28 protein-coding genes are annotated in these 25,058 nt (G+C 59.8%); 21 read left to right on the top strand and 7 right to left on the bottom strand.

From position 1 onward, the window contains the following. Positions 1–153 precede the first annotated feature (153 nt). Positions 154–1,071, bottom strand: a complete 918-nt coding sequence (locus VGE55_RS00510) for a methyltransferase domain-containing protein (RefSeq protein ID WP_331129786.1) — start codon at positions 1,069–1,071, stop codon at positions 154–156. Between the two features lie 210 nt (positions 1,072–1,281). Between VGE55_RS00510 and VGE55_RS00505 the strand changes: the two genes are divergently transcribed. Together VGE55_RS00505 and trmL are read left to right on the top strand one after the other, a co-directional pair. Next, complete coding sequence (locus VGE55_RS00505; protein ID WP_331129785.1) at positions 1,282–1,911, top strand: ComF family protein; 630 nt, start codon at positions 1,282–1,284, stop codon at positions 1,909–1,911. Beyond that, positions 1,908–2,378 carry a tRNA (uridine(34)/cytosine(34)/5-carboxymethylaminomethyluridine(34)-2'-O)-methyltransferase TrmL gene (trmL, locus tag VGE55_RS00500; RefSeq protein WP_331129784.1) on the top strand — a complete coding sequence of 157 codons (471 nt, stop codon included), beginning with the start codon at positions 1,908–1,910 and terminating at the stop codon, positions 2,376–2,378. The genes VGE55_RS00505 and trmL overlap by 4 nt, the downstream gene beginning before the upstream one ends. On the opposite strand, the gene VGE55_RS00495 is transcribed toward trmL, so the two are convergent. The 4 genes from VGE55_RS00495 to VGE55_RS00480 are packed head-to-tail and all read right to left on the bottom strand — an operon-like array spanning position 2,375 to position 4,663. After that, positions 2,375–3,406 (bottom strand): NAD(P)H-dependent glycerol-3-phosphate dehydrogenase, encoded by a 1,032-nt coding sequence (locus VGE55_RS00495; RefSeq protein WP_331129783.1) that lies wholly within the window; start codon positions 3,404–3,406, stop codon positions 2,375–2,377. The two genes, trmL and VGE55_RS00495, sit on opposite strands and share 4 nt — an antisense overlap. 18 nt (positions 3,407–3,424) lie before the next feature. Continuing rightward, a complete protein-coding gene (gene secB, locus VGE55_RS00490) occupies positions 3,425–3,886 on the bottom strand; it encodes a protein-export chaperone SecB (RefSeq protein ID WP_331129782.1) in 462 nt (153 codons plus the stop codon). A 28-nt stretch (positions 3,887–3,914) separates the two neighbouring features. Beyond that, a complete protein-coding gene (grxC, locus tag VGE55_RS00485) occupies positions 3,915–4,190 on the bottom strand; it encodes a glutaredoxin 3 (RefSeq protein ID WP_331129781.1) in 276 nt (91 codons plus the stop codon). A 38-nt stretch (positions 4,191–4,228) separates the two neighbouring features. After that, the gene (locus VGE55_RS00480) at positions 4,229–4,663 is read right to left on the bottom strand and encodes a rhodanese-like domain-containing protein (protein ID WP_331129780.1); all 435 of its coding nucleotides are present in this window, start codon (positions 4,661–4,663) and stop codon (positions 4,229–4,231) included. A 138-nt stretch (positions 4,664–4,801) separates the two neighbouring features. Between VGE55_RS00480 and gpmA the strand changes: the two genes are divergently transcribed. Genes gpmA through VGE55_RS00460 form a run of 4 tightly spaced genes read left to right on the top strand, consistent with a single transcriptional unit; the run spans position 4,802 to position 9,012 of the window. Continuing rightward, positions 4,802–5,548, top strand: coding sequence for a 2,3-diphosphoglycerate-dependent phosphoglycerate mutase (gpmA, locus tag VGE55_RS00475; protein ID WP_331129779.1), 747 nt, complete (start codon positions 4,802–4,804; stop codon positions 5,546–5,548). Positions 5,549–5,582: 34 nt separating this feature from the next. Beyond that, positions 5,583–6,842 (top strand): murein hydrolase activator EnvC family protein, encoded by a 1,260-nt coding sequence (locus VGE55_RS00470; RefSeq protein WP_331129778.1) that lies wholly within the window; start codon positions 5,583–5,585, stop codon positions 6,840–6,842. Between the two features lie 5 nt (positions 6,843–6,847). Further along, positions 6,848–8,245, top strand: a complete 1,398-nt coding sequence (locus VGE55_RS00465) for a S41 family peptidase (protein ID WP_331129777.1) — start codon at positions 6,848–6,850, stop codon at positions 8,243–8,245. Between the two features lie 23 nt (positions 8,246–8,268). After that, a complete protein-coding gene (locus VGE55_RS00460; RefSeq protein WP_331130105.1) occupies positions 8,269–9,012 on the top strand; it encodes a molybdopterin-synthase adenylyltransferase MoeB in 744 nt (247 codons plus the stop codon). On the opposite strand, the gene VGE55_RS00455 is transcribed toward VGE55_RS00460, so the two are convergent. Then, the gene (locus VGE55_RS00455; RefSeq protein ID WP_331129776.1) at positions 9,009–9,701 is read right to left on the bottom strand and encodes an HAD family hydrolase; all 693 of its coding nucleotides are present in this window, start codon (positions 9,699–9,701) and stop codon (positions 9,009–9,011) included. The genes VGE55_RS00460 and VGE55_RS00455 overlap by 4 nt on opposite strands. Here VGE55_RS00455 and VGE55_RS00450 point away from each other — a divergent pair. Together VGE55_RS00450 and VGE55_RS00445 are read left to right on the top strand one after the other, a co-directional pair. Continuing rightward, positions 9,694–10,206, top strand: coding sequence for a D-Ala-D-Ala carboxypeptidase family metallohydrolase (locus VGE55_RS00450; protein WP_331129775.1), 513 nt, complete (start codon positions 9,694–9,696; stop codon positions 10,204–10,206). The genes VGE55_RS00455 and VGE55_RS00450 overlap by 8 nt on opposite strands. Continuing rightward, entirely contained in the window at positions 10,203–10,976 is a 774-nt protein-coding gene (locus tag VGE55_RS00445; RefSeq protein ID WP_331129774.1) for a DUF3108 domain-containing protein, read from the top strand. Before VGE55_RS00450 ends, VGE55_RS00445 begins: the two co-directional genes overlap by 4 nt. 10 nt (positions 10,977–10,986) lie before the next feature. Here the strand turns inward: VGE55_RS00445 and VGE55_RS00440 are convergent, their stop codons facing one another. Further along, on the bottom strand, positions 10,987–11,466 hold the full coding sequence (locus VGE55_RS00440; RefSeq protein ID WP_331129773.1) for a hypothetical protein: 480 nt from the start codon (positions 11,464–11,466) through the stop codon (positions 10,987–10,989). Between the two features lie 366 nt (positions 11,467–11,832). Here VGE55_RS00440 and gspG point away from each other — a divergent pair, with 366 nt between their 5' ends. The 13 genes from gspG to VGE55_RS00375 all read left to right on the top strand — a co-directional run bounded on the left by gspG (position 11,833) and on the right by VGE55_RS00375 (position 25,058). Continuing rightward, the gene (gene gspG, locus VGE55_RS00435) at positions 11,833–12,300 is read left to right on the top strand and encodes a type II secretion system major pseudopilin GspG (protein ID WP_331129772.1); all 468 of its coding nucleotides are present in this window, start codon (positions 11,833–11,835) and stop codon (positions 12,298–12,300) included. Positions 12,301–12,307: 7 nt separating this feature from the next. After that, entirely contained in the window at positions 12,308–12,802 is a 495-nt protein-coding gene (locus VGE55_RS00430) for a GspH/FimT family pseudopilin (RefSeq protein WP_331129771.1), read from the top strand. Continuing rightward, the gene (locus VGE55_RS00425) at positions 12,799–13,191 is read left to right on the top strand and encodes a type II secretion system protein (protein WP_331129770.1); all 393 of its coding nucleotides are present in this window, start codon (positions 12,799–12,801) and stop codon (positions 13,189–13,191) included. Before VGE55_RS00430 ends, VGE55_RS00425 begins: the two co-directional genes overlap by 4 nt. Further along, positions 13,188–13,907 (top strand): type II secretion system protein, encoded by a 720-nt coding sequence (locus VGE55_RS00420; RefSeq protein WP_331129769.1) that lies wholly within the window; start codon positions 13,188–13,190, stop codon positions 13,905–13,907. Before VGE55_RS00425 ends, VGE55_RS00420 begins: the two co-directional genes overlap by 4 nt. Continuing rightward, positions 13,907–14,854 carry a type II secretion system minor pseudopilin GspK gene (gspK, locus tag VGE55_RS00415; protein ID WP_331129768.1) on the top strand — a complete coding sequence of 316 codons (948 nt, stop codon included), beginning with the start codon at positions 13,907–13,909 and terminating at the stop codon, positions 14,852–14,854. Before VGE55_RS00420 ends, gspK begins: the two co-directional genes overlap by 1 nt. After that, positions 14,855–16,090, top strand: a complete 1,236-nt coding sequence (gene gspL / locus VGE55_RS00410; RefSeq protein ID WP_331129767.1) for a type II secretion system protein GspL — start codon at positions 14,855–14,857, stop codon at positions 16,088–16,090. After that, positions 16,087–16,602, top strand: coding sequence for a type II secretion system protein GspM (gene gspM, locus VGE55_RS00405; RefSeq protein WP_331129766.1), 516 nt, complete (start codon positions 16,087–16,089; stop codon positions 16,600–16,602). Before gspL ends, gspM begins: the two co-directional genes overlap by 4 nt. Next, positions 16,599–17,324: a type II secretion system protein N gene (gene gspN / locus VGE55_RS00400; RefSeq protein ID WP_331129765.1), complete on the top strand. Its 726-nt coding sequence runs from the start codon at positions 16,599–16,601 to the stop codon at positions 17,322–17,324. Before gspM ends, gspN begins: the two co-directional genes overlap by 4 nt. A 118-nt stretch (positions 17,325–17,442) precedes the next feature. Further along, positions 17,443–19,701 carry a type II secretion system secretin GspD gene (gene gspD, locus VGE55_RS00395; RefSeq protein ID WP_414674939.1) on the top strand — a complete coding sequence of 753 codons (2,259 nt, stop codon included), beginning with the start codon at positions 17,443–17,445 and terminating at the stop codon, positions 19,699–19,701. Positions 19,702–19,720: 19 nt separating this feature from the next. Continuing rightward, positions 19,721–21,178 (top strand): type II secretion system ATPase GspE, encoded by a 1,458-nt coding sequence (gene gspE, locus VGE55_RS00390; protein ID WP_331129763.1) that lies wholly within the window; start codon positions 19,721–19,723, stop codon positions 21,176–21,178. Between the two features lie 18 nt (positions 21,179–21,196). After that, entirely contained in the window at positions 21,197–22,414 is a 1,218-nt protein-coding gene (gene gspF / locus VGE55_RS00385; RefSeq protein WP_331129762.1) for a type II secretion system inner membrane protein GspF, read from the top strand. Between the two features lie 2 nt (positions 22,415–22,416). Beyond that, complete coding sequence (locus tag VGE55_RS00380; protein WP_331129761.1) at positions 22,417–23,136, top strand: response regulator transcription factor; 720 nt, start codon at positions 22,417–22,419, stop codon at positions 23,134–23,136. An 89-nt stretch (positions 23,137–23,225) separates the two neighbouring features. Beyond that, positions 23,226–25,058, top strand: coding sequence for a sensor histidine kinase (locus tag VGE55_RS00375; protein WP_331130104.1), 1,833 nt, complete (start codon positions 23,226–23,228; stop codon positions 25,056–25,058).

Below are 25,058 nucleotides of genomic sequence, written 5' to 3'. Positions count from 1 at the left end.
CCTACTACAACCATTATTCAGGTGTAGAAGAAACCTTCGAATTATAGGCCCAAGATTTACGGCCAATCAACAAGGCTGGCGCATTCAATCCGTGTTTTCCACGAAATACTTCAAGTACATTCGAGTACATTCGAAAAAGGTCTTTAACAACGCCTACTTGGCGCTGCGCCGACCACCAATGTCCTGAAGGCGAACCGTGGTCACACCGCTTTTTGGCGCACGCTCAACCTTCCACGCATGCCCGTAAACCAGCTCCAAGGTGAGTGGAATGCGGCCTGTGTCATTTTGTCTCAGTCCTTCCAAAACCCCAAAAGCCTGTGTTAAAGCGGCTTTCCCCCTCAAGCCCGTGGACTCAACACCGCCCAGGCCCACCAAATTGTTGCCCATCAAGGCGCGCCAATCATCCAGCAACGCTTGGGGCGAGGTGTACGTCAGCGTGAGCTTTTCCATTTCCATGACCGGGTCGGAAAAGCCGAGCCGGCTCAACAAGTCTCCCACGTCGTGCATATCGGGAAAGTCGGGCATGGGCACGCCCAGCGCTTGCGCAACACCAGCCAGCTCTGCGGCTGTGTCGGGACCAAACAGGGAAAAAAACAGCCCACCCTCGGGTTTGAGCACCCGATGCCATTCTTTCACCTGAAACGCTGGGTCGGCCACATGGTGCAACCACAAGGGAGACCACACCATGGCCATGCTGGCGTCGGGCAGGGGCAATGCTTGGGACGGCAATACAGGTGTGGTGCTGGCCGGTGACTTTCCCCAACCCGACCACAAGCGGGACAGCACCCCCACCACTTTGCTGTGCTCGGCAGGCGGCAACAGCGGCAGCGCCTGGGGTGCACACCGCACAAACTCACGGCCTTCGAACAAGGTTTCGACAGGCCCCAACAATTCCGGGTGTAACCAGCCTTGGTGCAACACCCCTCCCTCGGCTGGGCGCATGATTTGGGCACGGTCCACCATGCGACGGTTCACCTCGCCGAGGATGAATGGCGCAGGCCCCTGAACCCGACGCGACCATTGCCGAACCCAGGCGGCATTCGACCGTTCGCGTTTCCAGAAATCACTCATATGACACCACCCAAGCACCACCAGACCACAAACCCCCGATTGTATCGGTTTTGGTCAAGTGCCCGGCAGACGTTTGAACAAGCATGCCGCTGGCTGCCCTGGCGAGTGTGCGCCGCTTGCGACCAGCCGCTCGGAAGTGGTCAGACCAGTCAACAGACCACCGCCCCTTGGGTTTTGCAACGCTGGCTATGCCAGGCCTGTGTAGGCCCCATGCTGGCCTTGGAGCAGTCCGCGCGCTGCATGCAGTGCGCCCTGCCCCTGGGCCCAAGGCTGCAGGCTTTTGGCTGGACGCGCTGCCGCCACTGCAAAGCAAAGCCTGACCCGAACTTGCAAACCGTGGTGTGCAGCGACTACACCGCCCCGGTGGACGATTGGGTGCAAGCCTTGAAGTACCGAAAAGGCTGGGGCACAGTACCGATGCTGGCCGATTGGCTGGCCGACCGATGGCAACGAGAAGTTCAGTCTGCAACCAGCAGCCATTGGGGGCCGTGCACCGTCATGCCGGTGCCCAGCAGCCCTGCCCGCCTTCGACAACGCGGCTATAATCAGGCGGCGCTGCTGGCCAAAGGCTTGAGCACGCGACTGCGCTGGCCGCTGAACACCGACACCCTGCTGAAAACACAGGACACTCAGGCCCAAGCGGGTTTGGACAAGGCGGGCCGACTGCACAACTTGCAGAACGCATTTCGCGTGGTCAAACCTGTTCAAGCCTTGGGCCCGATTGCCTTGGTGGACGATGTCATCACCACTGGCGCCACCACGGCGGCCTGCATACAGGCGCTGCGGCGTGCGGGTGCGCAGCGCATTCTTGTTATGGCCATTTGCAGGACCCCAGAATGATTCACGTGGTATTGGTTGAACCGGAAATTCCACCCAACACAGGCAACGTCATCCGACTGTGTGCCAATACAGGTGCGCAGCTGCACCTGATTGAGCCTTTGGGCTTTCCGTTGGACGATGCACGCATGAAACGCGCAGGTCTGGACTACCACGAGTACGCCAAAATGAAAGTGCATGCCAGTTGGCAGGCATTCTTGGAGAGCGAGCAACCACCACATGAACGGTGCTTTGCCATGACCACCAAAGGCCAACGCTCGCCGTTTGAAGTGGCCTATCGCAGTGGCGATTACCTGGTGTTTGGCTGCGAAACCCGGGGCTTGTCAGAGGAAATTCGCGGTTGGTTTGCCCGTGAGAATTGGCTGCGGTTGCCCATGCGCCCTGAAAGCCGGTCGCTGAACCTGTCCAACTCAGTGGCGGTCAGCGTGTACGAGGCCTGGCGGCAATTGGGCTTTGCTGGCGGGCGCTAAGCTGCCGGGTCCGCAGCCTGCTCCCATTTTGCACCCCGCGACAGCAAGCGCATGACACCCTCTCCGGGGCTGATGCCTTCAAACAGCGTGGCATTCACAGCAGCGGTGATGGGCATGTCCACGCCCAACTTACCGGCCAACTCATGCACCACCGGCGCGCACTTCACGCCCTCGGCCACCTGTCCAAGCTCAACCAAAATCTGCTCCAGGCTTTTGCCTTGGGCCAACATCAACCCCACCCGACGGTTGCGAGACAAGTCGCCGGTGCAGGTCAAAATAAGGTCACCAAAACCAGACAACCCATTCAACGTTTCAGGCTGGGCACCCAAGGCCACCGCCAGCCGCTTGATTTCGGCCATGCCCCGCGTGATGAGCGCAGCCCGGGCATTGAGGCCCAATTGCATGCCGTCACACATGCCGGTGGCCACCGCCATGATGTTTTTAACAGCGCCGCCCACTTCAGCACCCACGATGTCATCGAGCTCATACACCCGCATGGCTGCATGGTGCGCAGCCGCCACCATGGCCGCTCGATGGGCCGGGCAAGCCGATGCGGCCGTGAGTGCGCAAGGCAGGCCTTTGGCCACCTCGGCCGCAAAAGAAGGGCCGGTGAGCGCCCCGCCGTGGGGTTTGCCCAAAACAGCCTCCACCACTTGGTGCGGCATGAGGCCTGTACCCACCTCAAAGCCCTTGCACAGCCAAACAATGGGGGGCCATTCCTCAAACGGGGCCACGTTGAGCAAGGCCTGCAAGGTGGTGCGCAATGCGCCCATGGGCGTACCCAACACCCACAAACGCTCGGCGGCCGGGCCCTGTAACGCATGGCGGGCTGCCAGCGCAAAGTCGGCCTGGGCCTTTAATTGCGGATTGAGCTTGATGCCCGCCAAATAGCGGGAGTTTTCATGGTGCTGGTTGATGGACTCAACCACTTGTGCATCGCGCCCCCACAGCACCACGCTGTGGGCAAAGGCCATGTGTGTGGCCACTGCGGTGCCCCAGGCACCTGAACCGAAAACGGTGATGTGCATGGGGCCTCCCGTGGCGAATTAGGCGTTGGCAGTCGATGCAGCGGCTTCTTGTGCTGCAGCCAGGCGTTGCTGGTAGAACTGTTCGAAGTTGATGTCCGACAGGTGCACAGGCGGGAAACCTGTGCGGGTGATCATGTCGGCCACATTGGCGCGAAGGTACGGGTAGATCATGCCGGGGCACAAAATGCCCAGCAATGGGTCGTACTGGTCTTCAGGTACACCGGAGATTTCAAAAATACCGGCCTGCTTGCACTCCACCAGAAAGGCGACTTTGTCGCCAATTTTGGCGGTCACGGTCACAGTGACTTCGGATTCAAACACAGTGTCGGCCAAGCGCTGGGCACCCACATCCACCGACACCTCAATGGCGGGAGGATTTTTCTCCAGAAAAATTTGGGGTGCGTTGGGCAATTCCAGTGAAGCGTCTTTGACGTACACACGCTGCATTTGAAAGACGGCTTCTTGGGCTTGTTCGGCCATGTGCTGGCTCCTTGATTCGGGTAATGGTTTATTGGTCGCCGTTTAACAACGGCATCAGTTTGCCCGCGCGGTCCAGCGCGGCCAGGTCATCGAAACCACCGACGTGGGTGGAACCGATGTAAATTTGGGGCACGGTGCGGCGGCCGGTTTCGGCCATCATTTTTTCGCGCTGCTCTGGCTCCAGGTCGATCCGGATTTTTTCAATCGAGGTGACACCGCGCTCGGTCAACAGGCGCTCGGCGCGTTGGCAATAGGGGCACACCGCGGTGGTGTACATGCGAACTGGGGCCTGGGTGTTGCTCATGTGAATACTCCTGCAAACAGTGCCTGTCGGTGATTCGCTCAGGCTTTGGACTTGGTGCTGTTCTTCTTCAAGGGAAGCCCGGCTTCAGTCCAGGCTGCAATGCCGCCATCGAGCACCTGCACGTCGGTGTAACCCTCGCCCTGAAGAATTTTTGCGGCTGGCACAGCGCGTTGACCCTTTTGGCACACGACGATCACCGGTGTGTCCTTGTTTTTGGACACGGTGGCTGCCTTGGCCTTGATCTGGTCCAGGGGAATGCGCTTGGACTGGGCAATCGCACCCACGGCGTTGAAGGTGTCTTCATCGCGAATGTCCACAACCACAGCCTTTTTCTGGTTCAGCAGCAGGGTGGCTTGCTGGGGCGTTACGCGGCGGGCGCCACCTTTCATCAGAGATGGCCACACCAGCATCAGGCCCGAGCTCACGGCCAGGGCGATTAACCAGCTGTTGTGTACCAAAAATTCTTGAGTCATACAGGCTACTTCGAGTGGGTCTTGGACGGCTTTTGATTATATAGCCTTGAATCGGGGCTAAAATGTCGGCTAATCCAATCTTGACCAATCCTGACCAATCCTCTGCCGCCAACCAGCGGCGACGACAAAGGCCTCGACATGTACAAACTCGTATTGATGCGCCACGGCGAAAGCCAGTGGAACCTGGAAAACCGCTTCACCGGCTGGGCCGATGTGGACCTGACCGACAAAGGCCGGGAAGAAGCCCGCAAAGCCGGTGAGTTGCTGAAGTCCGAAGGGTTCAGTTTTGATGTGGCCTACACCTCGGTGCTGACCCGGGCCATTCACACGCTGGAAATTGCCCTGCGGACCATGGGCATGAGCTGGCTGCCCGTGGTGAAAACCTGGCGCCTGAACGAGCGGCACTATGGTGACCTGCAAGGCTTGAACAAAGCGGAAACCGCTGCAAAATTTGGTGAAGAGCAAGTGCTGATCTGGCGCCGTGCGTATGCCATCGCCCCCAACCCCATGACGGTGGACGACCCCCGCTTTGCCGGCAAAGACCCCCGCTACGCCAAACTGAAACCCCAGGAAGTGCCGTTGACGGAATGCCTGAAAGACACGGTGGACCGTGTTATCCCCATTTGGAATGAGGGCATCGCCCCCGCAATCCAATCCGGTAAAAAAGTGCTGGTGGCAGCGCATGGCAACTCGCTTCGCGCACTCATCAAGTACCTCGACGGCCTGTCGGAGGACGACATCCTCAAGGTGAACATTCCCACAGCCCGACCACTGGTGTATGAACTGGACAACAACCTGAAGCCCATTCGCCATTATTACTTGGGCGATCAGGCTGAAATCGAGGCTGCCATGGCGGCCGTGGCAAACCAGGGCAAGGCCAAGTAAACCGGTGATCCCTATTTGTTCAAAGCACCTGCCCATGGGCTGGGTGCTGTCTGCCCTTCTGTGCCTCGGTTCTGTGCCTGTGCTGGCTGCCACACAGCACAACCCGGGGCGCGAGTCTGCCGGTGCGCAAAAAGAGCGCGACGAGGTTCGCAAACAGTTGGAGGCCGTGAAAAAGGCCATTGAACAAACCAGCACGGAAAAAAAACGGGCTGCCAAAGCTTTGGGGGTGGTGGAACAAAAGCTGAAGGACACCGCCGCACGCATTGCTGCACTGGACAAAGAGCGCAAAGCGCTGGAGGCCGAGATTGAGGACCTGAACAAGCAAGAGGCTCAACTGGCCCTGGACCTGGCCAACACCCAGGACCGCTTGGCGCGCGTGCTGCGCAACCAGTACCGACGCACCGAAATCAACCCCACGCAAGCATGGCTGGCGGGCCAATCGGCCAGCCAGGCGGCTCGGGATGGCTACTGGTACGAACGCATTTCAACAGCCGAAAAAGCACTGGCTGAACAGCAAGCCCAACAGGCCGAGGCGCTGGAAAAGCTGCGCCAGGGCCTGGAGAGAAAGCAGGACAAACTGGACGACACCATCGAGCGCCAAAACAAAGCGCAGAAGGATTTGGCGGCTCAACGAGAAGAGCGCAGCCAGTTGATTGAGGACCTGAATTCCAAGCTGAGCGATCAGGAACTGCAGCGCAAGCGCCTGCAACGGGACGAACAACGCCTGACCAACACCATCAACCAATTGGCACGGGCCATTGAAGAAGCCAAGCGCCGAGAGGCCGAGCGTGCAGCGCGAACCACCACCCTGCCCGACATCAAAAAAGGCACACCGCCCAAAGAACGGGAAGCCCGGTCATTCAGCCCGCCGCCCATGCCCAGCACAGGTGAATTTGCCAAACTCAAAGGGCGCATGGTGCTGCCCGTGCAAGGCACCATCGTGGGCCGTTTTGGCGCAACACGGACCAAAGACGGTCAAGGCCCCTCGTGGAAGGGCTTGTTTATTGCGGCGGAACCCGGCCAACCCGTTCGGGTGGTGGGCAACGGGCGAGTGGTGTTTGCAGACTTCATGCGGGGGTTTGGTGAAATCCTGGTGATTGACCATGGCGACGAGTTCTTGAGCGTCTATGGAAACAACGGCAAACTGCTCAAGAAAACCGGCGATACCGTGAATGCCGGGGATGTGATTGCCGAAACCGGTAACAGCAGTGGTACCCTAGACAACGGGCTATACTTTGAACTCAGGCGTCAGGGCATCGCCTTCGACCCGCTTTCGTGGACCAAAGGTCAATAAATACTATGCAGCAGAAGTTACGTACAGTCAGTTTGGTGTCGGCCGGTGTGGTGGCTGGCGTGTTGGTCAGCCTGGGCGTGAGCGCCGTGGCCCAGCGGCAGCAGCAACCGCCCGAGGCCCTGCCCCTGTCCGAACTTCGGCAATTCACCGAAGTGTTTGGCGCCATCAAGAATTTTTATGTCGAACCCGTGGGTGACGACAAACTGTTTCAGGGTGCCATCAGCGGCATGGTGTCCAACCTCGACCCCCACTCCAGCTACCTGGATGCCGATGCGTTCAAAGAACTTCGCGTGGGCACACAGGGCGAATTTGGCGGCCTGGGCATTGAAGTGGGCACCGAAGACGGCTTTGTGAAGGTGATTTCCCCCATCGAGGACACCCCGGCCCAGAAAGCAGGCGTGAAAGCCGGCGACCTGATCGTGAAAATTGATGACAAACCGACCAAGGGCATGAGCCTGTCGGACGCGGTTGGCATGATGCGCGGCAAGCCCAAGACCGAGATCAAACTCACCTTGCTGCGCAAGAACGAGGACAAGCCGATTGTCGTGACCATTGTGCGCGACGTGATCCGCGTGCAAAGCGTAAAAGCCAAAATGCTGGAAGGCGGTTATGGCTATGTGCGGGTGACCCAGTTCCAGGAACACACTGGTGAATACCTGGCCAAGGCCTTGAACAAACTGCAAGCCGAAAAACCCATGAAGGGCATTGTGCTGGACCTGCGCAACGACCCGGGCGGCCTGTTGAATGCTGCAGTGGGTGTGGCGGCAGCATTCCTGCCCCAAAACAGCCTGGTGGTGAGCACCGACGGGCGCACGGAAGACTCCCAACGCAAGCTGGTGGCCTCGCCCGATGACTACCTGCGCGGCAAGGAAAAGGATTATCTGCGCGACCTGACAGCCGTGGCCAAAACACTGCCGATGGTGGTGGTGGTCAACGGTGGCTCGGCCTCCGCATCGGAAATTGTTGCCGGTGCCCTGCAGGACCACGGCCGCGCCAAGGTGCTGGGCACGCAAACTTTCGGCAAGGGCTCGGTGCAAACCATTCTGCCGCTGAACAACAACACCGCCATCAAACTGACCACGGCACGGTACTACACACCGTCGGGTCGCAGCATTCAGGCCAAGGGCATTGTGCCCGACTACCTGGTGACCGAAACACCCAACGGTGATGTGGTTGAGCGGGTTCGCGAGGCTGACCTGTCGCGCCACCTGTCCAACGACAAGGGCGAGAAAGAAACCCCGAGCGAGAAAAAAGCCGACACAGAAACACCCGCCAATGCAAAACCCGTGGTGTTTGGTTCAGATGATGACTTCCAGCTTCAACAAGCGGTGAATTACCTGAAAGGCAAGCCCGTTCAGCAAAACCGCAAGTTGGCTGAGCAACAAGCCAAGCAAGGCAAGTAAGCCCGGCCATGCCGCTGAAGGACCTGAATGACGCGGAGTTGCTTCGCTACTCCCGTCACATCCTGCTGGACGACATTGGCATAGAAGGCCAAACCCGCATTGCCAACGCCACGGTGCTGGTGGTGGGTGCGGGTGGTCTGGGTTGTCCAAGCGCCCTATACCTGGCCAGTGCCGGGGTCGGCACGCTGATCATTGCCGATGACGATGAAGTCGACCTCACCAACCTGCAACGGCAAGTGCTGCACACCACGGCACGGGTGGGCATGCCCAAGGTGGACTCGGCGCGCGAGCAACTGCTGCAAATCAACCCCCTGATCGAGATTGAGCCCCTGAACAAGCGCCTGGAAGGTGCCGAACTGGAGGCGCTGGTGGCCCGGGCCGACGTGGTGCTGGACTGCTGCGACAACTTCAAGACACGGCATGCGGTCAACCGGGCCTGTGTAAAACTGGGCAAACCCTTGGTGTCGGGCGCAGCCATTCGCCTGGACGGTCAACTGGCCTGCTTTGAATTGCAAAACCCGGAAGCCCCTTGTTACCACTGCCTGTTTCCCGAAGGCGACGATGTGAGCGAAGTGCGATGTGCAACCATGGGCGTGTTTGCGCCCTTAACTGGGGTGATTGGCACACTGCAAGCCAGCGAGGCTCTGAAAATTTTGGCGGGCTTTGGCAAGCCGCTGTACAGCACCCTGCAAATTTACGATGCACGGGCCTGCGAATTTACCCGCATGCGCATCCGCAAAGACCCAGCCTGCCCGGTGTGCGGTTAAAACTTCAAACGCTTGATCTGTTCAAACTGACGGATGCGGCTGCGCACCCGCCCCTTGGGCTTGTGGGCAACAAAACCCAAACCGGGCAGCGTGATCCAGCTGGTTTGAATGCCGTGGCGTGACGCCTCGTGCAAATGCCCCAGGGTGTCGTCCACGAGCAGCAAACGCTTGGACTTGAGCGCTGCTTTCAGGTGCGGCCACAAAATGGGGGTGGGCTTGGGCCGCCAGGCGCCATGAATCACCATGTCCTCAATGGACACCAAGGCGTGGTAATGCCGGTGTAAACCCAAAATTTTGGACACCTCGGTGGCGTAGGCCCGGGGCGCGTTGGTGAGCAACACGCGCAAACCGTTGAGACGCGACAGCCTGTGCGGAACGCTGGCATGCCGGCGGCTGACGGCCTTGAGATCGTCAAAACGGTGGGTTTCTGCCAAAAATTCGTGCGGGTTGATGCCATGGTGCCGCATCATGCCCAACAGGGTGGCGCCATAGCGTTGCCAATACTGGGTGCGTGCCGCACTGGCAGCTTCACGGCTGACATTTAACTTGCGGGCCAGGTAATCGGTCATTTGCCGGTTAATCTCCGGCAGAATGTGGGTAGACGCCTCGTGCAGGGTATTGTCCAGGTCCAGCAGATAAACCCGTCCGGCGGTTCGGGCTGGGGGTCGACGAAGGTAACGAATGCGCAAAACAAGCAGTCCAGAATGGAATAAAGACAATCACGAAAGCTCAACGGCGGGTTTTCATCCGGGCTTCGCGCCAGCCGTATTGTGCCATTCCGACACGGCAAACAAAACCGGTTTGGACAACCGCTGCCCGCCAGAGCACTGGGACAACCTGCGTCGCTTGTCCCAGTTGCTGGGCCAGGTGTGCGCGGCAGTGGGTATTCCAGCCAGTGCCTTGAAAATCAACAGCGGCTTTCGCAGCCCACTGTTGAATGCACGGGTTGGCGGGGTGCCGGGTTCGCAGCATTGCCTGGGCCTGGCCGCTGATGTGGTGTGCCCGGAATGGGGCAGCCCTGCGTTATTGGCAGAGGCGATTGCGAGCTCGGGCATTCAGTTTGACCAACTGATTTTGGAATTTGGTCGCTGGGTGCATGTGTCGGCAGCACCAGCAGACCGGCCAGCCCGACGCGAAGTATTGACGATTTACACAGCCGATGAAGGCTATCTGGATGGACTGGTGATTCGATGAGACTGAACTGGACGCGACACATGTTGGGGTCGCTGGTGTGGGCAGCAGCCCTGGTGTCCGGCACAGCGCAAGCGGGCCTGGAGTGCAGTGCACCCGGCAAAGCCCTGGCCGATGCCGACCTTCAATTTTCGCTGACCCACAGCCAGGTGCCTGGCCAGTTGGCGGTCAGCCAGCACAGCCTGCGGGTGGCAGGCAACCATTACACGCTGGAATCGGTGTCGCAGGCCAAAGGCCTGATGGCCTTGATGTTTTCGGGCCAGTTAACACAAAAAAGCGAAGGGCTGGTGGACCCGAAACTGGGCTTTGTCCCTTTGTACTACGCCGAAAAACGGGGCAAGAAACCCTTGGTCGAGTCGGTGGTGAATGAAACACAGAAAGAGGTGCAGTTCAAAAAGAACAACACGGCAGCCCCTTTGGAGAAAGGCCTTCAAGACCGGCTCAGCATGATTTATCAGATGGCTGCGCAACTGCGCTGCGGAGCACCCGCCAAAACCGGCGACGAGATCAAGCTGCGGGTGATCGGTACCGGCCGGGTCAGCACCGAATGGTTTGTGTTGAAGGGCACCGAGGATGTGGTGGTGAACCTGGGTGACCGGGAACAAACCGTGAACGCGCTGAAATTTGAAAGCAAGCCAGAAGACGCGGGCGATGACATTGTGCGCGTGTGGTACGGCAAGCAGGTGGGGTGGCAACCGGTGCGCATTCAGATTCAGGATGCCGACGGCAAGTCACTGACCCAAACATTGACCGGTGTGGGCAATAAGCCTTGAAGGCGAAGGCTTATTGCGGCACTCGCTTGAGCAGATTGGGGTCGGCCTGCAACACAGGCAGGTTGAGCTGCACGCGTTGACCGCTGCGGCCAATCACCGCAAAGGTGGCGCCCACCTCATCCAACGTCCAGCCATTGGCCACCTCTTCACCCACTGACTTGGACTGCGCAGGTTGCCCCTCAATCGACAACACAGCGGCCCCAGTGCCGTCGCCTGCGGCAAACACGCCCAGCACATTCACCGAGGGCGGCGTTAATCCACCCGCTGTTTCAACACCCAGCAAGCGGGCCTCGGCCGACTGGTCCATTTGAAATTGAGCCGACATGTCGGCGGGCATGGCCTGCGCCACCACAGGCGCCGGGGCCATCCATTGAATCACCAACCAAACCGCCAAACCCGCTGCAGCCGCCCACATGCACAGCGCGAGGGCCTGAAACCAACGGTCGGACAATGTGGGCAAGGCACGCGGCAGTTTGAGGGCAAGTTTCATGGGCAGCTCATGGGGTGGGAACGTGCATGGCGATTAACCACGCCTTGGCTATTGTGCACCAAAAAAAAACCGGACCACTGTATTCGAGTGTCCGGTTTAAGCCATGCTTCAAGGGTTATCGGCGGCACTGCCGCCAATACCGACATTATGTAAGTATCGCCACGGCGCCTAAAGCCCCTGTTCTAGTGACAGAATCAGTATTTTACTTACATGAAAACCCGAGCCCCCATTCGGACCAAACACCCGGGGCTGTCGCCGCCAGCAGTGACGACAGGCCGACATTGCGCCGCCTGCCGATTGTGCGCAAGGCTGCAAAATCGGTGTAACCTTCGGGGTTGATCCTACTCACATTTGCCCAAGAACCGCATGAATACGCTCACAACCCGCTTTGCTGCAACGCCCCGCCACCAGCACCGACAATCCGCCGGCTTCACGCTGATCGAAATCATGGTGGTGGTCGTGATTCTGGGCATTCTGGCCACGCTGGTGGTGCCCAAAATCATGGGGCGCCCTGACGAAGCTCGGGTGGTGGCTGCGCGTCAGGACATCGCCTCCATCATGCAGGCTTTGAATTTGTACCGCTTGGACAACAGCCGCTACCCCACCACCGAACAAGGGCTTCAAGCGCTGGTGCAAAAGCCGACCACCGAGCCCCAGCCCAACAATTACAAGCAGGGCGGTTACCTGTCCAAGGTGCCCAACGACCCCTGGGGCAACCCATACCAGTTCCTTAGCCCCGGTTTGAAGGGTGAGGTGGATGTGATGAGCTTTGGCGCAGACGGCAAGGCGGGCGGCGAGGGAGTCAATGCCGACATTGGATCCTGGAGCCTGTAAGGCCCTCATGGCCTTCGAACGCCCGAAGGGATTCACCCTGCTGGAATTGCTGGTGGTGGTTGTGGTGTTGTCGATCGCCACAGGCCTGATTGTGGTCAAGGGCACGCCCGGCGACGGCAGCCTGCTGCAATCGGACGCTCGACAACTGGCCCAATTGCTGCGCGTCGCGCAACAAGAAGCATTGCTCAAGTCCAAGGCCATTCGATTGGTGGCCGGCAACACAGGATTTGAATTTCAGGAACAAACGGGCACGCGCTGGGTGCCGGTGCAAACCGAGCCTGCACTTCGGCCCCGCACCTGGGGCCACGGGCCGTTCACGGTTCAGTTGTTCACCGAAGGCAACCTCAACAGCTACCTGACTCTGGAGCGAACCCCGGACTTGACGCGCCGAACGGTTGTCCTTCAGAAAAACCGCACCCGGCTGGTGCTGGAAAGCCAGAATGGCGGCCCTTTTGTGGCCAGCCAGCCACAGGTTGTACTCACCAATCCGTCGGGCTCATGATGCGAGCCTGGCGCACGCCCAATCACCAAGGGTTCACCTTGATTGAAGCGCTGGTGGCCATGACCATCATCGCTGTTGCCTTGATGGCCTGCCTGAAAGCAGCTGGCAATATGAACCTGCAGCAGGATGACCTCATCAAGCGCCAGTATGCCCAGTGGAGCGCGCGCAACATGGCCAACATGCTGGCGGTGGCAGGCGTTTACCCGGCCAGTCAAACAGCCCAGTTGCCATGCCCGCAGGCCAACTTTCGTTTTGTGTGCCGCATCGACATCACCAACACACCCAACCCCAACTTTCGCCGGATTGAAATCCAGGTGAAGGACGCCGCTGCCGTGGATGAAAAGTTTCAACTGGCCCGGCTGGTGGTTTTTTTCAGCAGTGCACCATGAAGACACAGCGCGGCTTCACTTTGCTGGAAGTGCTGGTGGCCTTGGGCATTGTGGCCATTTTGGCGCTGCTGTCCTGGCGGGGTCTCACAGAGGTGCTGCGCAGCGCCGACCGAGTCAACCGGGTCGACAACGAGTTGCAAACCACTGCCGCCATTTTCGGTCAACTGGACAGGGATTTGTCCTCCTTGAACCTGGGCACACCGTGGCCTGGTGCCGATCAGGAATCGGTCGCACTGGTGAGCCAGGGCTTGATCATTCGCACCACGCGGCGAGACACCAGCGAAAACGCATTTCGGGAAGAAATCCAGTGGCTGCAAACCGCGCAGGGTTTGCTAAGAACAGTGCGCCGGGAGAACGTCGAAAACAACCCCAACGGCAACAGCGCAGCCAGCAACCCGACCAATGCAGCACCCACCAATGGTTTGCTACCGGTGCAAGGTTTGCGCATCCGTTTGTGGCGCGAACCCGGTGGATGGACGCCGGCTCTGCTGTTGGGCAATGTGTCACCCCTGCCCCTGACCGAGCTGAACCTGCAAGGCAACCCGCTGGCTTCGGCCACAGCGCCTGCAGGCACACCCGCACCAGGTGGCGAACAAACCGGTGGTGAAGGCGACACCCCCAGCCCTTCGGGCCGGGTGCGTGCGGTGGAAGTGGCGATAACGCCCGCCAACGGGCAAACCGTGATGAAAATCTTGCTGACAGGCGGGGTGTACTGATGGCCCAACCCCTGCGCACGCAACAAGGCGCCGCCGTGGTGATGGCGCTGTTCATCGTGGTGCTGTGCACGCTGGCCGTCAGCCCCCTGATTTGGAACCTGTTTGCCACCGCCAAAACCATTTCCGTGACGGCAGCCCGGGACCAAGCAGAACTGGTGAGCCGCAGCGGGGTGGATTGGGCCCGCGTCATTTTGCGGGAGGATGCCCGGGTGTCCACCACCGACACCCTGACAGAACCCTGGGCAGTGCCACTGGCAGAAAGTCGCATCAATGAAGGCTTGATGCGCAAAGATGAAAACGCCACCAACGCCGACACCCGTGAAGTGGTGTTGACCGGCCGGATTGAAGACGCGCAGGGCCGCTTTAACCTGCGCAACCTGGGGCTGGACAACCCTGCCCGCGCCGAGTGGCTGGCTGGCTTTGCCAAGCTGTGCGATTTGCTCGGCGTGAACCCCCAAGACCGCGAGCGAATTGCTGGCACTGTTGCCCGGATGTTCAAGCCACAGACGCCGACCGGACAGGACAAACCGGCGGCTGACCGCCAACCCGCGCTGCCGCCCGCCATCCGCTGGGAAGACTTCCGCGGACGCTACGGCATTGGTGAAGACACCTGGAACCAGCTGCGTCCGCATGTGGTTCTGCTGCCCCGGGCCACACCCATCAATGCCAACACCACCACCCCTGAGGTGTTGTACGCTGCACTGGAGCCGTTAAGCTATGCGCAGGCTCAGTCCGTGATCTCGCAGCGCGACCGGGTGAGCTTTCGCAACATCAATGATTTCAAAGCAGCGCTGGGACCAAATATCCAGGCAAACAATGATTTAATAAGCGTGAACACAGCGTTCTTCCTGATTGAAGGTACTGCACAGGTTGAACAGGCACTGATACGCACCCGTGCCTTGCTAGAGCGCAAGGACCAGAAGGTGCTGGTCATTTGGAGACAATGAGTGAGCAACAAGCAGGCAAGCCTGGTGGTGTGGTGGCCCAACAGCCATGACCAGGCGCGGGCCGACAGTGAGGGGCGTGTGCTGCGCGTGCGCTTTGAGGTGCACGGGGCAGGCGGGAAGCTGCACGGGGGCGAAGAACCCCTGAACCAGCTGCCAAAGGACTTGCCATGCGTCGCATTGGTGGCCCCGTCCGAGGTCACTGTGCTGTCGGTGACACCGCCCAAACTGACCGGTCAAAAACTGCAAGACGCACTGCCCTTTGTTGTCGAACCCTTCCTGCTCAACGACCCCGAAGACAACCATGTCAGCCTGTGGCACAGCTTGGGCGATGGTCAGCGGCTGGCTGCTGTGGTGGGCAGGGCCCACGTGCGCGCGGTGGTCACCGCCTGCCGGCAGGCGGGTTTGCAATTGCAGGCCGTGTCCTGCGAAACCTTGCGCCAACCCAGCAGTCAAGACCGGGTGCTGTGGTTCAGTGGCAATGACCTGCTGGTGGCCGAGCCCGCCGCCCAACCTGCGGTATTGCCGACCACAACACCCGCGGTGTTGACAGCACTGTTGCAGCGCGTGCTGGGCAATCAAAGTGGCGTGATGCTGGCGGCAGACCGTGCTCGGCTTGAAGGCCTCACCGGCACCGCCGACATCCTTCAAAGTATTGAAACCGTGCCTCGCCTGCCCTTGTCGAGCCTCAACCAGCTTCGGGATTGCAGCCTGGTGCGGCCAGAGGAGCTTCGGCGCTTGGGTGTGCGGGCACCGGCAGCCAGCCGCGGAAAGAGGTCCTTGCTGGTCGCATTCATCGGCTTGTTGGCCGTGGGTGTGGTGGGTTTGAATATGTTGGCCTTCAAGGCCCGCAGTCAAAACGCCCGCCTGGAACAAACCATTGCAGAGCGTTATGCACAAGCCCTGCCCGACACCCCCATGGTGGCCGACCCCTTGCTCCTGATTGAACGGGAAAAACGCACCCTGAGCAGCGGCCTGGCAGGCAACAACAGCAGTGGCAGTGCCAGCCACTGGCTGCACGAAGTGGGGGTGGCCATGCAAGATGCCCCCTTCAACAGCTTGAATGACTTGGCCTTTTCCAAAGGCACCTTGAGCTTGCGTTTTGGGGCCAATGTGACCCAAGCCATGCAGGAGGGGGCTGTACAGCGGCTGAAGGCGCGCGGCCTGTCTGCGCAGTGGACCAAGGCAGGGCCCGACAACCAGCCCGTGCTGCAAGTCAAACAGGGGGACCCATCATGAACCTGCAGCAACACATTCAACAGCTGCAGGCTCGCCTGGACCAATTGAACCCCCGTGAGCGCCTGCTGGTGACCTGGGGCGGTGCACTGACTGCTTTGGTGCTGTTGTGGTCATTGGGCCTGGACCCGGCCATTCAAACCCTGAAAAATGCACCGGCTGAACAACAGGCCTTGCAGGACAAGGCGGCCCAAGTGATGCGCGCCGCCACGGAACTGGAGGCGCTGCGCGGTGCGCGCTCACGCGTGGTGGTGCGGGACAGCGAGCTTGAGCCCCGACTGGCCCAACTGCTGGTCGACCAGGCCCTGCAACAACAGAGCACACTGCGGCGGACTGAAGAAGGCGAACTTCGGATTGAATTCACCGAAGCGCCTGCAGCGGGCGTGCTGGCCTGGTTGAACAAAGCCGAGTCGATTTCGAGCCTCACGCTGCTGGAAACCGATTTGAAAAAGGTGGCCGCAGCCACTTTGACAGGGCATGTGGTGTTTCTGCCCAAAGCAGGCAATACACCATGACCCGGCATCGCCAATGGCTGCTACCCGCCTTGACAGCGGTGGGTGTGGCGGTGGCGGCCTGGCCCGCATACAGCCTGAAGCCCATGATCCAATCCACCATTGGCCCCACGCTGCAGGTGTTGGCCATGCGTGGCAGCCTGTGGAACGGTGAGGTTCAGTTGGGGGTGTCAGATGGCGGGCGTGTGTACGCCGTGCCGGGCCCCCTGGCGTGGCAAACCGGGCTGGGCCGGCACGGGCTACAGGTTGCGCTGACCCACCCGCGAATTGCGCAAACCTTGCATCTGGCTGTGGGTTTGAACGGTATCAAGGTGGAGGGCGGTGCGCTGCAGTTTCCCGCCGCGTGGTTGATGGCACTGGGCGCCCCCTACAACACCATTCGGCCTGAAGGGCTGGTGCAGGTGAACTGGCAGGGTTGGCAGGCTGGGCAGGCGGTGGATGTACGCGTGACCTGGTCCGATGCACAATCCGCACTGGCGAGCATTCGGCCTTTGGGCGAATATGTCATCACGGTGACAGGAAACCCCGGTAAACAGTTGGACGTGAACTTGAATACCCTTCGGGGCCCCTTGATGATGGAAGGACAGGGTGCGGTGATTCCGGGCCAGCGGTTTTCTTTTACAGGCTATGCACAGGCCCAGGAAGCCAGCCGCGAGGCCCTCACAGGCCTGCTGAGCCAGATGGGACGTCTGGAAGGCCAGCGCTATCGCCTCGGTGTATTTTGATGAATGCTTTGAACAATAAAGGAACAGTGCTTTGAACACTGCGCGCAATATCCCGGCCACCAAAACCCTGCTGAACCTGTTGGTGGCTGCCCTGCTGGCAGGCGCCGGCTCACAAGCCATGACACCCGTCCTGGCGGCCCCAAACAGCACCAAAGTACAGGGCCAGGCCAGCGACCGGTTTTCGCTGAACTTCGTGAATGCGGAAATTGATGCTGTGGTGCGGGCCATTGGCTCATTCACCAACCAAACCTTCGTGGTGGACCCCCGGGTGCGCGGCACCATTTCCTTGGTGTCGCCCGAGCCGTTGAGTGCAGCCGATGCCAAAAATGCCCTGCTGGCCGCCTTGCGCCTGCAAGGTTTCACGATTGTGGAAAGTGGCGGCGTGGCCCGTGTGGTGCCTGAAAATGACGCAAAAATTCAGGCGTCCAACGAGGTTGACCCCCGCCGTGCGATGAACCAAAGCGGCGGCGCCATTGTCACCCAGGTGTTCCAGTTGAACTATGAGTCGGCCACGGCGCTGGTGCCGGTGCTGCGGCCCTTGATTGCACCCAACAACACGATTGCCGCCTACCCCAACAACAACACCCTGGTCATCACCGACTACGCCGACAACCTGCAACGCATCGCCCGCATCATTGCATCCATTGATGGCCCCAGCTCGGGCGACCTCGAGGTGGTGCCGCTGGAACATGCGCTGGCGGTGGACATTGCCGCCATCCTGAACCGCATGCTGGATGAAGGCAACCGGGGCACCGGCGCTGCGGTGGATGCAGGCCAGCGCCTCACCGTGATGGCCGACCCGCGAACCAACAGCCTGCTCATCCGCACGCCCAGCCAGGCCCGGCTGAATTTGGCCAAAAACCTGATACGCAAACTCGACCAACCCACCAAGCAACCGGGCAATGTGTGGGTGGTGTACCTGAAGAATGCGGAGGCCACCAAGCTGGCCAAAACATTGCAGGGTGTGCTCACCAACAGCCCCATCAAGGTGGACACCGGCTCGGGCTTGAGCCAAAACAACACCGGCACCAGTGGCCTGGGAACCGGCAATTTGAATGGGCCCAGCAGCTTGGGCAACTCAACCACCGGCTCGACTGCTGCCACTGGCGGCCTGTCGGGTGGTTTGGGCGGCGCCACCGGCGGGCAACTGAGTGTGGCATCCGGCAACAATGACGTGAACAACGGCGGCATTGTGCAAGCCGATGCGTCCACCAACTCGCTCATCATCACCGCCCCCGAGCCGGTGTACCGCAACCTGCGTTCCATCATCGAGAAACTGGATGTGCGGCGCGCGCAGGTGTTTGTCGAAAGCCTGATTGTGGAAGTGTCCAGCGACAAGGCCGCTGAGTTCGGCATCCAGTTCCAGGGCTTGTCGGGCGCGGCGGGCAACTCGGCCAAGGTCATTGGTGGCACCAATTTCAACGACATCGGCTCTGGCAAAAACATCATTGGCGCCTCCACCAACCTGGGCTCCATCGGGCGGGGCCTGAACATCGGCATCATCGACGGGCAAGTCAACATCCCCGGCGTGGGCACCATTTCCAACCTGGGCTTTCTGGCCCGTGCGCTGGAAAGCAAGGCCAACGCCAACATTCTGTCCACACCCAACATTCTGACGCTGGACAACGAAGAGGCCAAGATTGTGATTGGCCAAAACGTGCCCTTCATCACCGGCCAATTTGCGAATGCAGGCGGCAACGGTGGGGCCGCCATCAACCCCTTCCAGACGATTGAGCGGCAAGACGTGGGCCTCACCCTGCGCGTAAAGCCCCAGGTGTCTGAGGGTGGCGTGGTGAAGCTGGGTATTTTCCAGGAAGTCAGTTCGGTGGTGGACGCCACGAATGTGTCTGGCATCATCACCAACAAGCGCTCGATTGAAAGCAATGTGCTGGTGGAAAGTGGCAACATCATTGTGTTGGGTGGCTTGGTGGAAGACCGCGTCACCGGCAATGAAGAAAAGGTGCCAGGCATTGGTGACGTGCCGGTGCTGGGGCAGTTCTTCCGTTACGACAACCGCCGCCGCGTGAAAACCAACCTGATGGTGTTTTTGCGGCCAGTCGTGGTGCGCAACGAGGACCAGGCACAAAGCATTGTGACCAACCGCTACGACTACATGCGCAGCCAGCAGCAAACCAACCAGCTGGACAACCGCTTTGCATTGCCCGACATGAAGGGCCCGGTGCTGCCCGATCGTTCACTGCGTGAAATCAAGCCCAACAACACAGGCACACCAGCAGCGGGCTCAAGCACTGCGCCCGGTGGCAGCCAACCCAACAACTTGCAACTGGCCCCTGCTCAACGCATTTTGGTGATTCCACGGCCTGGAAATGCAACTGGAAACAGCACAGGTGGCAGCAACGGCGGTAGCGCCAATTGATGCGGATCGAGGGGCTGTGATGGTGCAATTCAATCCACAATCCGTGTCGCGACTGAATTACGGTTTTGCCCGGCAAAACCAGTTGCTGTGTCTGGATGCCCAGGCCGAGGGTTGGCGCATTGCGTTTGGCCCCCGAACACCCCCACATGCGCTGACCGAGGCGCAGCGCGTGGCACCATGCCCCATCGACTGGGTGTATTGCGCCGATGCTGTCGAGCTGGAAAAAACCATCAACCAGGCTTACTCAAACCAGGAAACCAGCGCCGCCGCGGTCGCCGACGAAGTGGCGGGTGATCTGGACTTGACCCAACTGATGCAGGACATTCCCGCCGTAGAAGACCTGCTTGAAACCGAAGACGACGCACCCATCATCCGGATGATCAACGCCCTGTTGACCCAGGCGAGCCGCGACGGTGCGTCCGACATTCACATCGAAGCCTTTGAAACCCATTCCGCCGTGCGCTTCCGCGTGGACGGCACGCTGCGCGATGTGTTGCAGCCCCGCCGCGAGTTGCACTCGGCCCTGATTTCGCGCATCAAGATCATGGCCAGCCTGGACATTGCCGAAAAACGCCTGCCACAAGACGGTCGCATCACCCTGCGCATCGGTGGCAAGCCGATGGACGTGCGGGTGTCCACCCTGCCAACCGGCCACGGCGAACGCGCGGTGCTGCGCTTGCTGGACAAAGAGGCCGGGCGACTGGAACTGACCCGCTTGGGCATGCCGGCCCACACCCTGCACGACATGGACAGGCTGTGCCGCATGCCACATGGTATTTTGCTGGTGACCGGCCCCACCGGCTCAGGCAAAACCACCACACTGTATGCCGCCTTGTCGCGCATCGACTCCAGCACCACCAATGTGATGACGGTGGAAGACCCAGTGGAATATGACCTGCCGGGCATCAGCCAAACGCCGGTCAACCCCAAAATCGACATGACCTTCGGCAAGGCCCTGCGCGCCATTTTGCGGCAAGACCCGGACGTGATCATGATTGGTGAAATCCGCGACCTGGAAACAGCGCAGATTGCCGTACAAGCCTCACTCACAGGCCACTTGGTGCTGGCCACCCTGCACACCAACGACTCGGTGAGCGCTGTTACCCGCCTCATCGACATGGGTGTGGAGCCCTTCCTGTTGTCGAGCAGCCTGCTCGGTGTGTTGGCCCAGCGCCTGGTTCGTCGCCTGTGCCCACACTGCAAACGGCAGGAAACCAGTGCGGACGGACACACCCACTGGCACCCGGTTGGCTGCGATCGCTGCGCCCACACCGGCTATGTGGGGCGCACCGGGGTGTATGAACTGTTCACGGTGGACGATGCCGTGCGCACCCTCATCCACAACGGCGCAGCCGAAAGCGAGATGCGCACCCACGCACTGAACCACGGCATGAAAACCATGCGGGAGGATGGCCAGCGCTGGGTGGATCAGGGTGAAACCACCCTGGAAGAATTGTTGCGCGTCACCAAAGACTGACGGCGGCGGACACACACCATGGCTGTATTTCGCTACGAAGCACTGGGCGCAGATGGCAAAACCGTGAAGGGCTCGCTGGAAGCCGACTCGGCACGCGCTGCCCGCAACCAGTTGCGCATGCAAGGCATGACACCGATTGATGTTGCGGAGGTCAACAAACCGCAGGCTCACGGTGTGAGCCCGATTCGACGTTTCGCCCGAGAACTGAGCCACCGCGAGGTGGTGCTCATCATCCGCCAATTGGCCAGCCTGCTGCAAGCGCGTCTGGTGTTGGCCCAAGCCCTGGCTGCGCTCATTGAACAGGCTGAAAAGCCACTGGTCCGCGAGCGGTTGTCCAGCATTCGTTCCGATGTGGTGGCGGGCACACCCTTGTCACAAGCCTTGGCCAATTACCCCAAAGCCTTTCCCGAATTGGTGGTGGCCACTGTGGCAGCTGGTGAAAGCACGGGCGAGCTTGGCAATGTGCTCACCAAACTGGCCGATGCACTGGAAGCCCGGCAAGCCCTGTCGCAAAAAGTGAGTGCAGCCTTCATTTACCCGGCTGTGGTCACACTGGTGGCGCTGATGGTGGTGGTGGGCTTGTTGACATATGTGGTGCCCCAAGTGGTGGCGGTGTTTGAGAACACCAACCAGCAACTGCCCACACTCACGATCGTGATGATTGCACTGTCCGACTTTTTACGCCACTGGGGCTGGTTGTTGTTGCTGGTGCTGGTGGTCGCCGTTGCACTGTTTCGCAATGCCTTGCGAAGCACACAGTTCCGTTTGCGGGTCGATGAGCTGGTGCTCGCCATGCCGGTGGTGGGCCCGTTTGTGCGCGCCGTCAACACCGCTCGGCTGGCCTCAACCCTGTCCATCTTGGTGGGCAGCGGCGTACCCATTCTCAAGGCTTTGTCTGCCGCCAACCGCACCATGGGCAACACCGCCCTGCAAGGTGCCATGGGTGAGGTGCAGGAACGCGTGAAAGAAGGCAGCGGACTGAGCAAGGCCATGGGCAAAAGCGGCCTGTTTCCGCCCGTGCTTACCCACCTGGTGGCCAGCGGCGAATCGACTGGGCAGTTGGCGGCCATGCTGGAGCGGGCCTCGGACTCGCAACGCGCCGAAGTGGAACGCAAGGCACTGTGGCTCACCAGCCTCTTGGAGCCTGTGCTGATTCTGGTCATGGGCCTGGTGGTGTTGCTGATCGTTCTGGCGGTGATGATGCCCATCATTGAAGTCAATCAACTGGTGCGCTAGCCATGAGCAACCATCCACCTGAGGCAAAACCTGAAGCGACCATTCGCGTGTGTGTGGTCGACGACGACGAGCGCATGCTGCAGAGCTTGACCCAGGCCATTGACAGTCACCCCGACCTGTCCTTGTTGGCCTGCGCACACACCTTGGCACAGGCTTACGACATGCTCGACCGCCACAGCCCCAATGTTGTGCTGGTGGACTTGGGGCTACCCGATGGCAATGGTCTGGAATTGATCCGTTACATCCATGCCAACAGGCCTGGTTGCGAGTCCATGGTGTTCACGGTATTTGGTGATGAGTCGCATGTGATTGCCAGCATTGAAGCCGGTGCAACCGGCTACCTGACCAAGGACACGCGCACCGACGACATCGTCTCCCGCCTGCTGCAACTGCACGCTGGGGGCTCGCCCATCAGCCCGGTCATTGCCCGCCGCTTGTTGACCCGCTTCCGTGCATTGGAACCCGACCACACAGTCGAGACCAAAGGCACTGAAACACCGGCACCACTGGTCACGCCCCTGTCAGACCGCGAAATGCAGGTGCTGGAAATGGTGGCCAAAGGGTTTATGCAAGCCGAAATTGCCGAGCTCATGCAGGTGTCCATCAACACGGTGAGCACCTACATCAAGCGCATTTACCGCAAGCTCGCCGTCAACTCCCGCACCAGCGCAGTCCATCGCGCCAGTGAACTGGGGCTCATCAGCCTGCGGGAACGACCCTGAACCACACCAGCGCCCTGCCGACAACCCAGACAGCCGGCTGGCCGCGCCGGGTCATTCGCCTTTACCTAAGTGGTGGGTTGTTGGCGATTGTGTTGCTGTGGATGCTGTTTGCACAAATGGCGCGCGGCATACCCACCGACCCCCAGGCACTGCAAGTAACCCATGCGCGACACTTGGCCATGGCCGAATACCAACGCACACCGCCAGCCGAGTTGTTGACTGCACCCGCGGTGACCTTGCCCCATCGTGAAGACACCTTGCTGCAGACAGCGGGCGGCTTTTACTGGTTTCAGTTTGATGTGTTTGCTCACCCAGACCACACCTATGAAGCCATCTACATTCCGCGCATGGCCATGAATGGCGAGGTTTACCTGAATGACGAGCGGGTGGGCTATTTTGGTCCGTTGACCGGGGACTATGCCGAGCGAAACTGGAACCGCCCCTTGTACGTGCAACTCGCCCCCAGCCTCGTCAAACCGGGCATGAACCGGGTGTCGATACAAATCCGCGTGTTTCCGGACTACATGGCTGGCCTGTCCACGGTGTGGGTGGGGTCTGACGAGAACCTTCGAGAAGCCTATTTGTCGCGTCGGGGGCTGCAAATCACATCGGTGTTTTTCAGCACGTCATTCATCATCGGTGCTGGCATTGTTCTGCTGATTTTGGTCGCACTGCGCGAAACCCGAAAATGGAACCTGGTGTTGCTGGCACTCACCTGCATGCTGTGGGGGCTGCGCAACCTTGCATTTTTGGCCACCGAGCCACCGGTAAGCCATGGCCACTGGGTGCAAATTTCCCAAGGGGGCTTGCTCTTTTTTGCCAGCACCGTGTTCCTAATGGTGCTTAACTACTGCAAAGTGCCCCGTGGCCGTTGGGAGCGAAAAGCCTGGTGGACCTACCTGCTCACCTTCCCTGCCCTGCTGTTGGTTCACGAAGAATGGTCATTGCGGGTGGTCGAAGTGTACGGCTCGGTGATTTTGTTGGGTTATCTGTGGTGTGTTCGCCTGTTGTGGCGACATGCCAATCTGAACCAGGCGCTGGACGCACATGCATTCTCATTTGGCTTGCTGTGTTTTTGTATCCTGAGCATTCACGACCTGCTGCTGCTGGCTGGGTATCGCAGCTTTGACGGTTACTTCTTGAACCAGTACATGGGCATCGTGATGTTTCTCGTGCTGAGCTATTTCATGATTGATCGGTACAGCCGATTGCTGAAGGAAGCCGACCAGTTCAACGAGACGCTGCAAGCCCGACTGGCCCGTCGGGAGGCCGAGCTGGCTGCGCAGTACCACGTCATGCAACAGATTGATGCTGAAAAAGTCAAACTTAGTGAACGGCAGCGCCTGATGGCCGACATGCACGATGGCATTGGGGCCTATCTGGTGGCCGCCATCCACCAATTGCGTGGACGCAGCACAGACACCCAAGCCACGTTGACCTTGCTGGAAGATGGCCTGCGTGACCTTCAACTGAGCATCGACTCGCTCGAACCCATGGAACAAGACCTGACCACGCTGCTGGGTTCGTTTCGGTATCGCATCACCAGCACCCTCAAAGCTGCCGGCATTGAATTGCAATGGCAGGTGGACGCGCAAATTCCGCCATTGCCCTATTTGGACCCCCGAAATTGCCTGAACCTGCTGCGGGTGCTGCAAGAAGTGTTTGCGAACATTCTGAAACACGCCGGTGCCAGCCTGATCACGCTACACGTGTCCAACGGAGATCGGTCTGTCGGTGTTCAGATTGTCGACAACGGTGTAGGATTTGATTCAAATGATCACCCGGCAGGGCGCGGGCTCCACAACATGCAGCAGCGCATCGCCTTGATGGGCGGCAAACTGACGGTCACTGCCCAACCCGGACAAGGCACCCGGGTGCTCATTGAATTGCCGATTCAATTGCCAACTTCAACCAGCGTCTGA

Source organism: Limnobacter sp. (genome assembly GCF_036405155.1).
Lineage (GTDB): Bacteria > Pseudomonadota > Gammaproteobacteria > Burkholderiales > Burkholderiaceae_B > Limnobacter.
The sequence above is the reverse complement of the archived record's forward strand: the minus strand, read 5'-3'. Positions and strand labels throughout refer to the sequence as shown.

Coding starts and splice junctions, on each gene's coding strand:
- gspM (WP_331129766.1), top strand. CDS start 16,087: ATGAACCTGCAGCAACACATTCAACAGCTGCAGGCTCGCCTGGACCAA.
- VGE55_RS00465 (WP_331129777.1), top strand. CDS start 6,848: ATGCAGCAGAAGTTACGTACAGTCAGTTTGGTGTCGGCCGGTGTGGTG.
- VGE55_RS00380 (WP_331129761.1), top strand. CDS start 22,417: ATGAGCAACCATCCACCTGAGGCAAAACCTGAAGCGACCATTCGCGTG.
- VGE55_RS00495 (WP_331129783.1), bottom strand. CDS start 3,406: ATGCACATCACCGTTTTCGGTTCAGGTGCCTGGGGCACCGCAGTGGCC.
- VGE55_RS00450 (WP_331129775.1), top strand. CDS start 9,694: ATGCGCAAAACAAGCAGTCCAGAATGGAATAAAGACAATCACGAAAGC.
- gspN (WP_331129765.1), top strand. CDS start 16,599: ATGACCCGGCATCGCCAATGGCTGCTACCCGCCTTGACAGCGGTGGGT.
- VGE55_RS00430 (WP_331129771.1), top strand. CDS start 12,308: ATGGCCTTCGAACGCCCGAAGGGATTCACCCTGCTGGAATTGCTGGTG.
- VGE55_RS00480 (WP_331129780.1), bottom strand. CDS start 4,663: ATGACTCAAGAATTTTTGGTACACAACAGCTGGTTAATCGCCCTGGCC.
- grxC (WP_331129781.1), bottom strand. CDS start 4,190: ATGAGCAACACCCAGGCCCCAGTTCGCATGTACACCACCGCGGTGTGC.
- VGE55_RS00505 (WP_331129785.1), top strand. CDS start 1,282: ATGCTGGCCTTGGAGCAGTCCGCGCGCTGCATGCAGTGCGCCCTGCCC.
- VGE55_RS00445 (WP_331129774.1), top strand. CDS start 10,203: ATGAGACTGAACTGGACGCGACACATGTTGGGGTCGCTGGTGTGGGCA.
- gspF (WP_331129762.1), top strand. CDS start 21,197: ATGGCTGTATTTCGCTACGAAGCACTGGGCGCAGATGGCAAAACCGTG.
- gpmA (WP_331129779.1), top strand. CDS start 4,802: ATGTACAAACTCGTATTGATGCGCCACGGCGAAAGCCAGTGGAACCTG.
- trmL (WP_331129784.1), top strand. CDS start 1,908: ATGATTCACGTGGTATTGGTTGAACCGGAAATTCCACCCAACACAGGC.
- VGE55_RS00440 (WP_331129773.1), bottom strand. CDS start 11,466: ATGAAACTTGCCCTCAAACTGCCGCGTGCCTTGCCCACATTGTCCGAC.
- gspD (WP_414674939.1), top strand. CDS start 17,443: ATGACACCCGTCCTGGCGGCCCCAAACAGCACCAAAGTACAGGGCCAG.
- gspK (WP_331129768.1), top strand. CDS start 13,907: ATGGCCCAACCCCTGCGCACGCAACAAGGCGCCGCCGTGGTGATGGCG.
- VGE55_RS00510 (WP_331129786.1), bottom strand. CDS start 1,071: ATGAGTGATTTCTGGAAACGCGAACGGTCGAATGCCGCCTGGGTTCGG.
- VGE55_RS00470 (WP_331129778.1), top strand. CDS start 5,583: ATGGGCTGGGTGCTGTCTGCCCTTCTGTGCCTCGGTTCTGTGCCTGTG.
- gspE (WP_331129763.1), top strand. CDS start 19,721: ATGGTGCAATTCAATCCACAATCCGTGTCGCGACTGAATTACGGTTTT.
- secB (WP_331129782.1), bottom strand. CDS start 3,886: ATGGCCGAACAAGCCCAAGAAGCCGTCTTTCAAATGCAGCGTGTGTAC.
- VGE55_RS00420 (WP_331129769.1), top strand. CDS start 13,188: ATGAAGACACAGCGCGGCTTCACTTTGCTGGAAGTGCTGGTGGCCTTG.
- VGE55_RS00425 (WP_331129770.1), top strand. CDS start 12,799: ATGATGCGAGCCTGGCGCACGCCCAATCACCAAGGGTTCACCTTGATT.
- gspG (WP_331129772.1), top strand. CDS start 11,833: ATGAATACGCTCACAACCCGCTTTGCTGCAACGCCCCGCCACCAGCAC.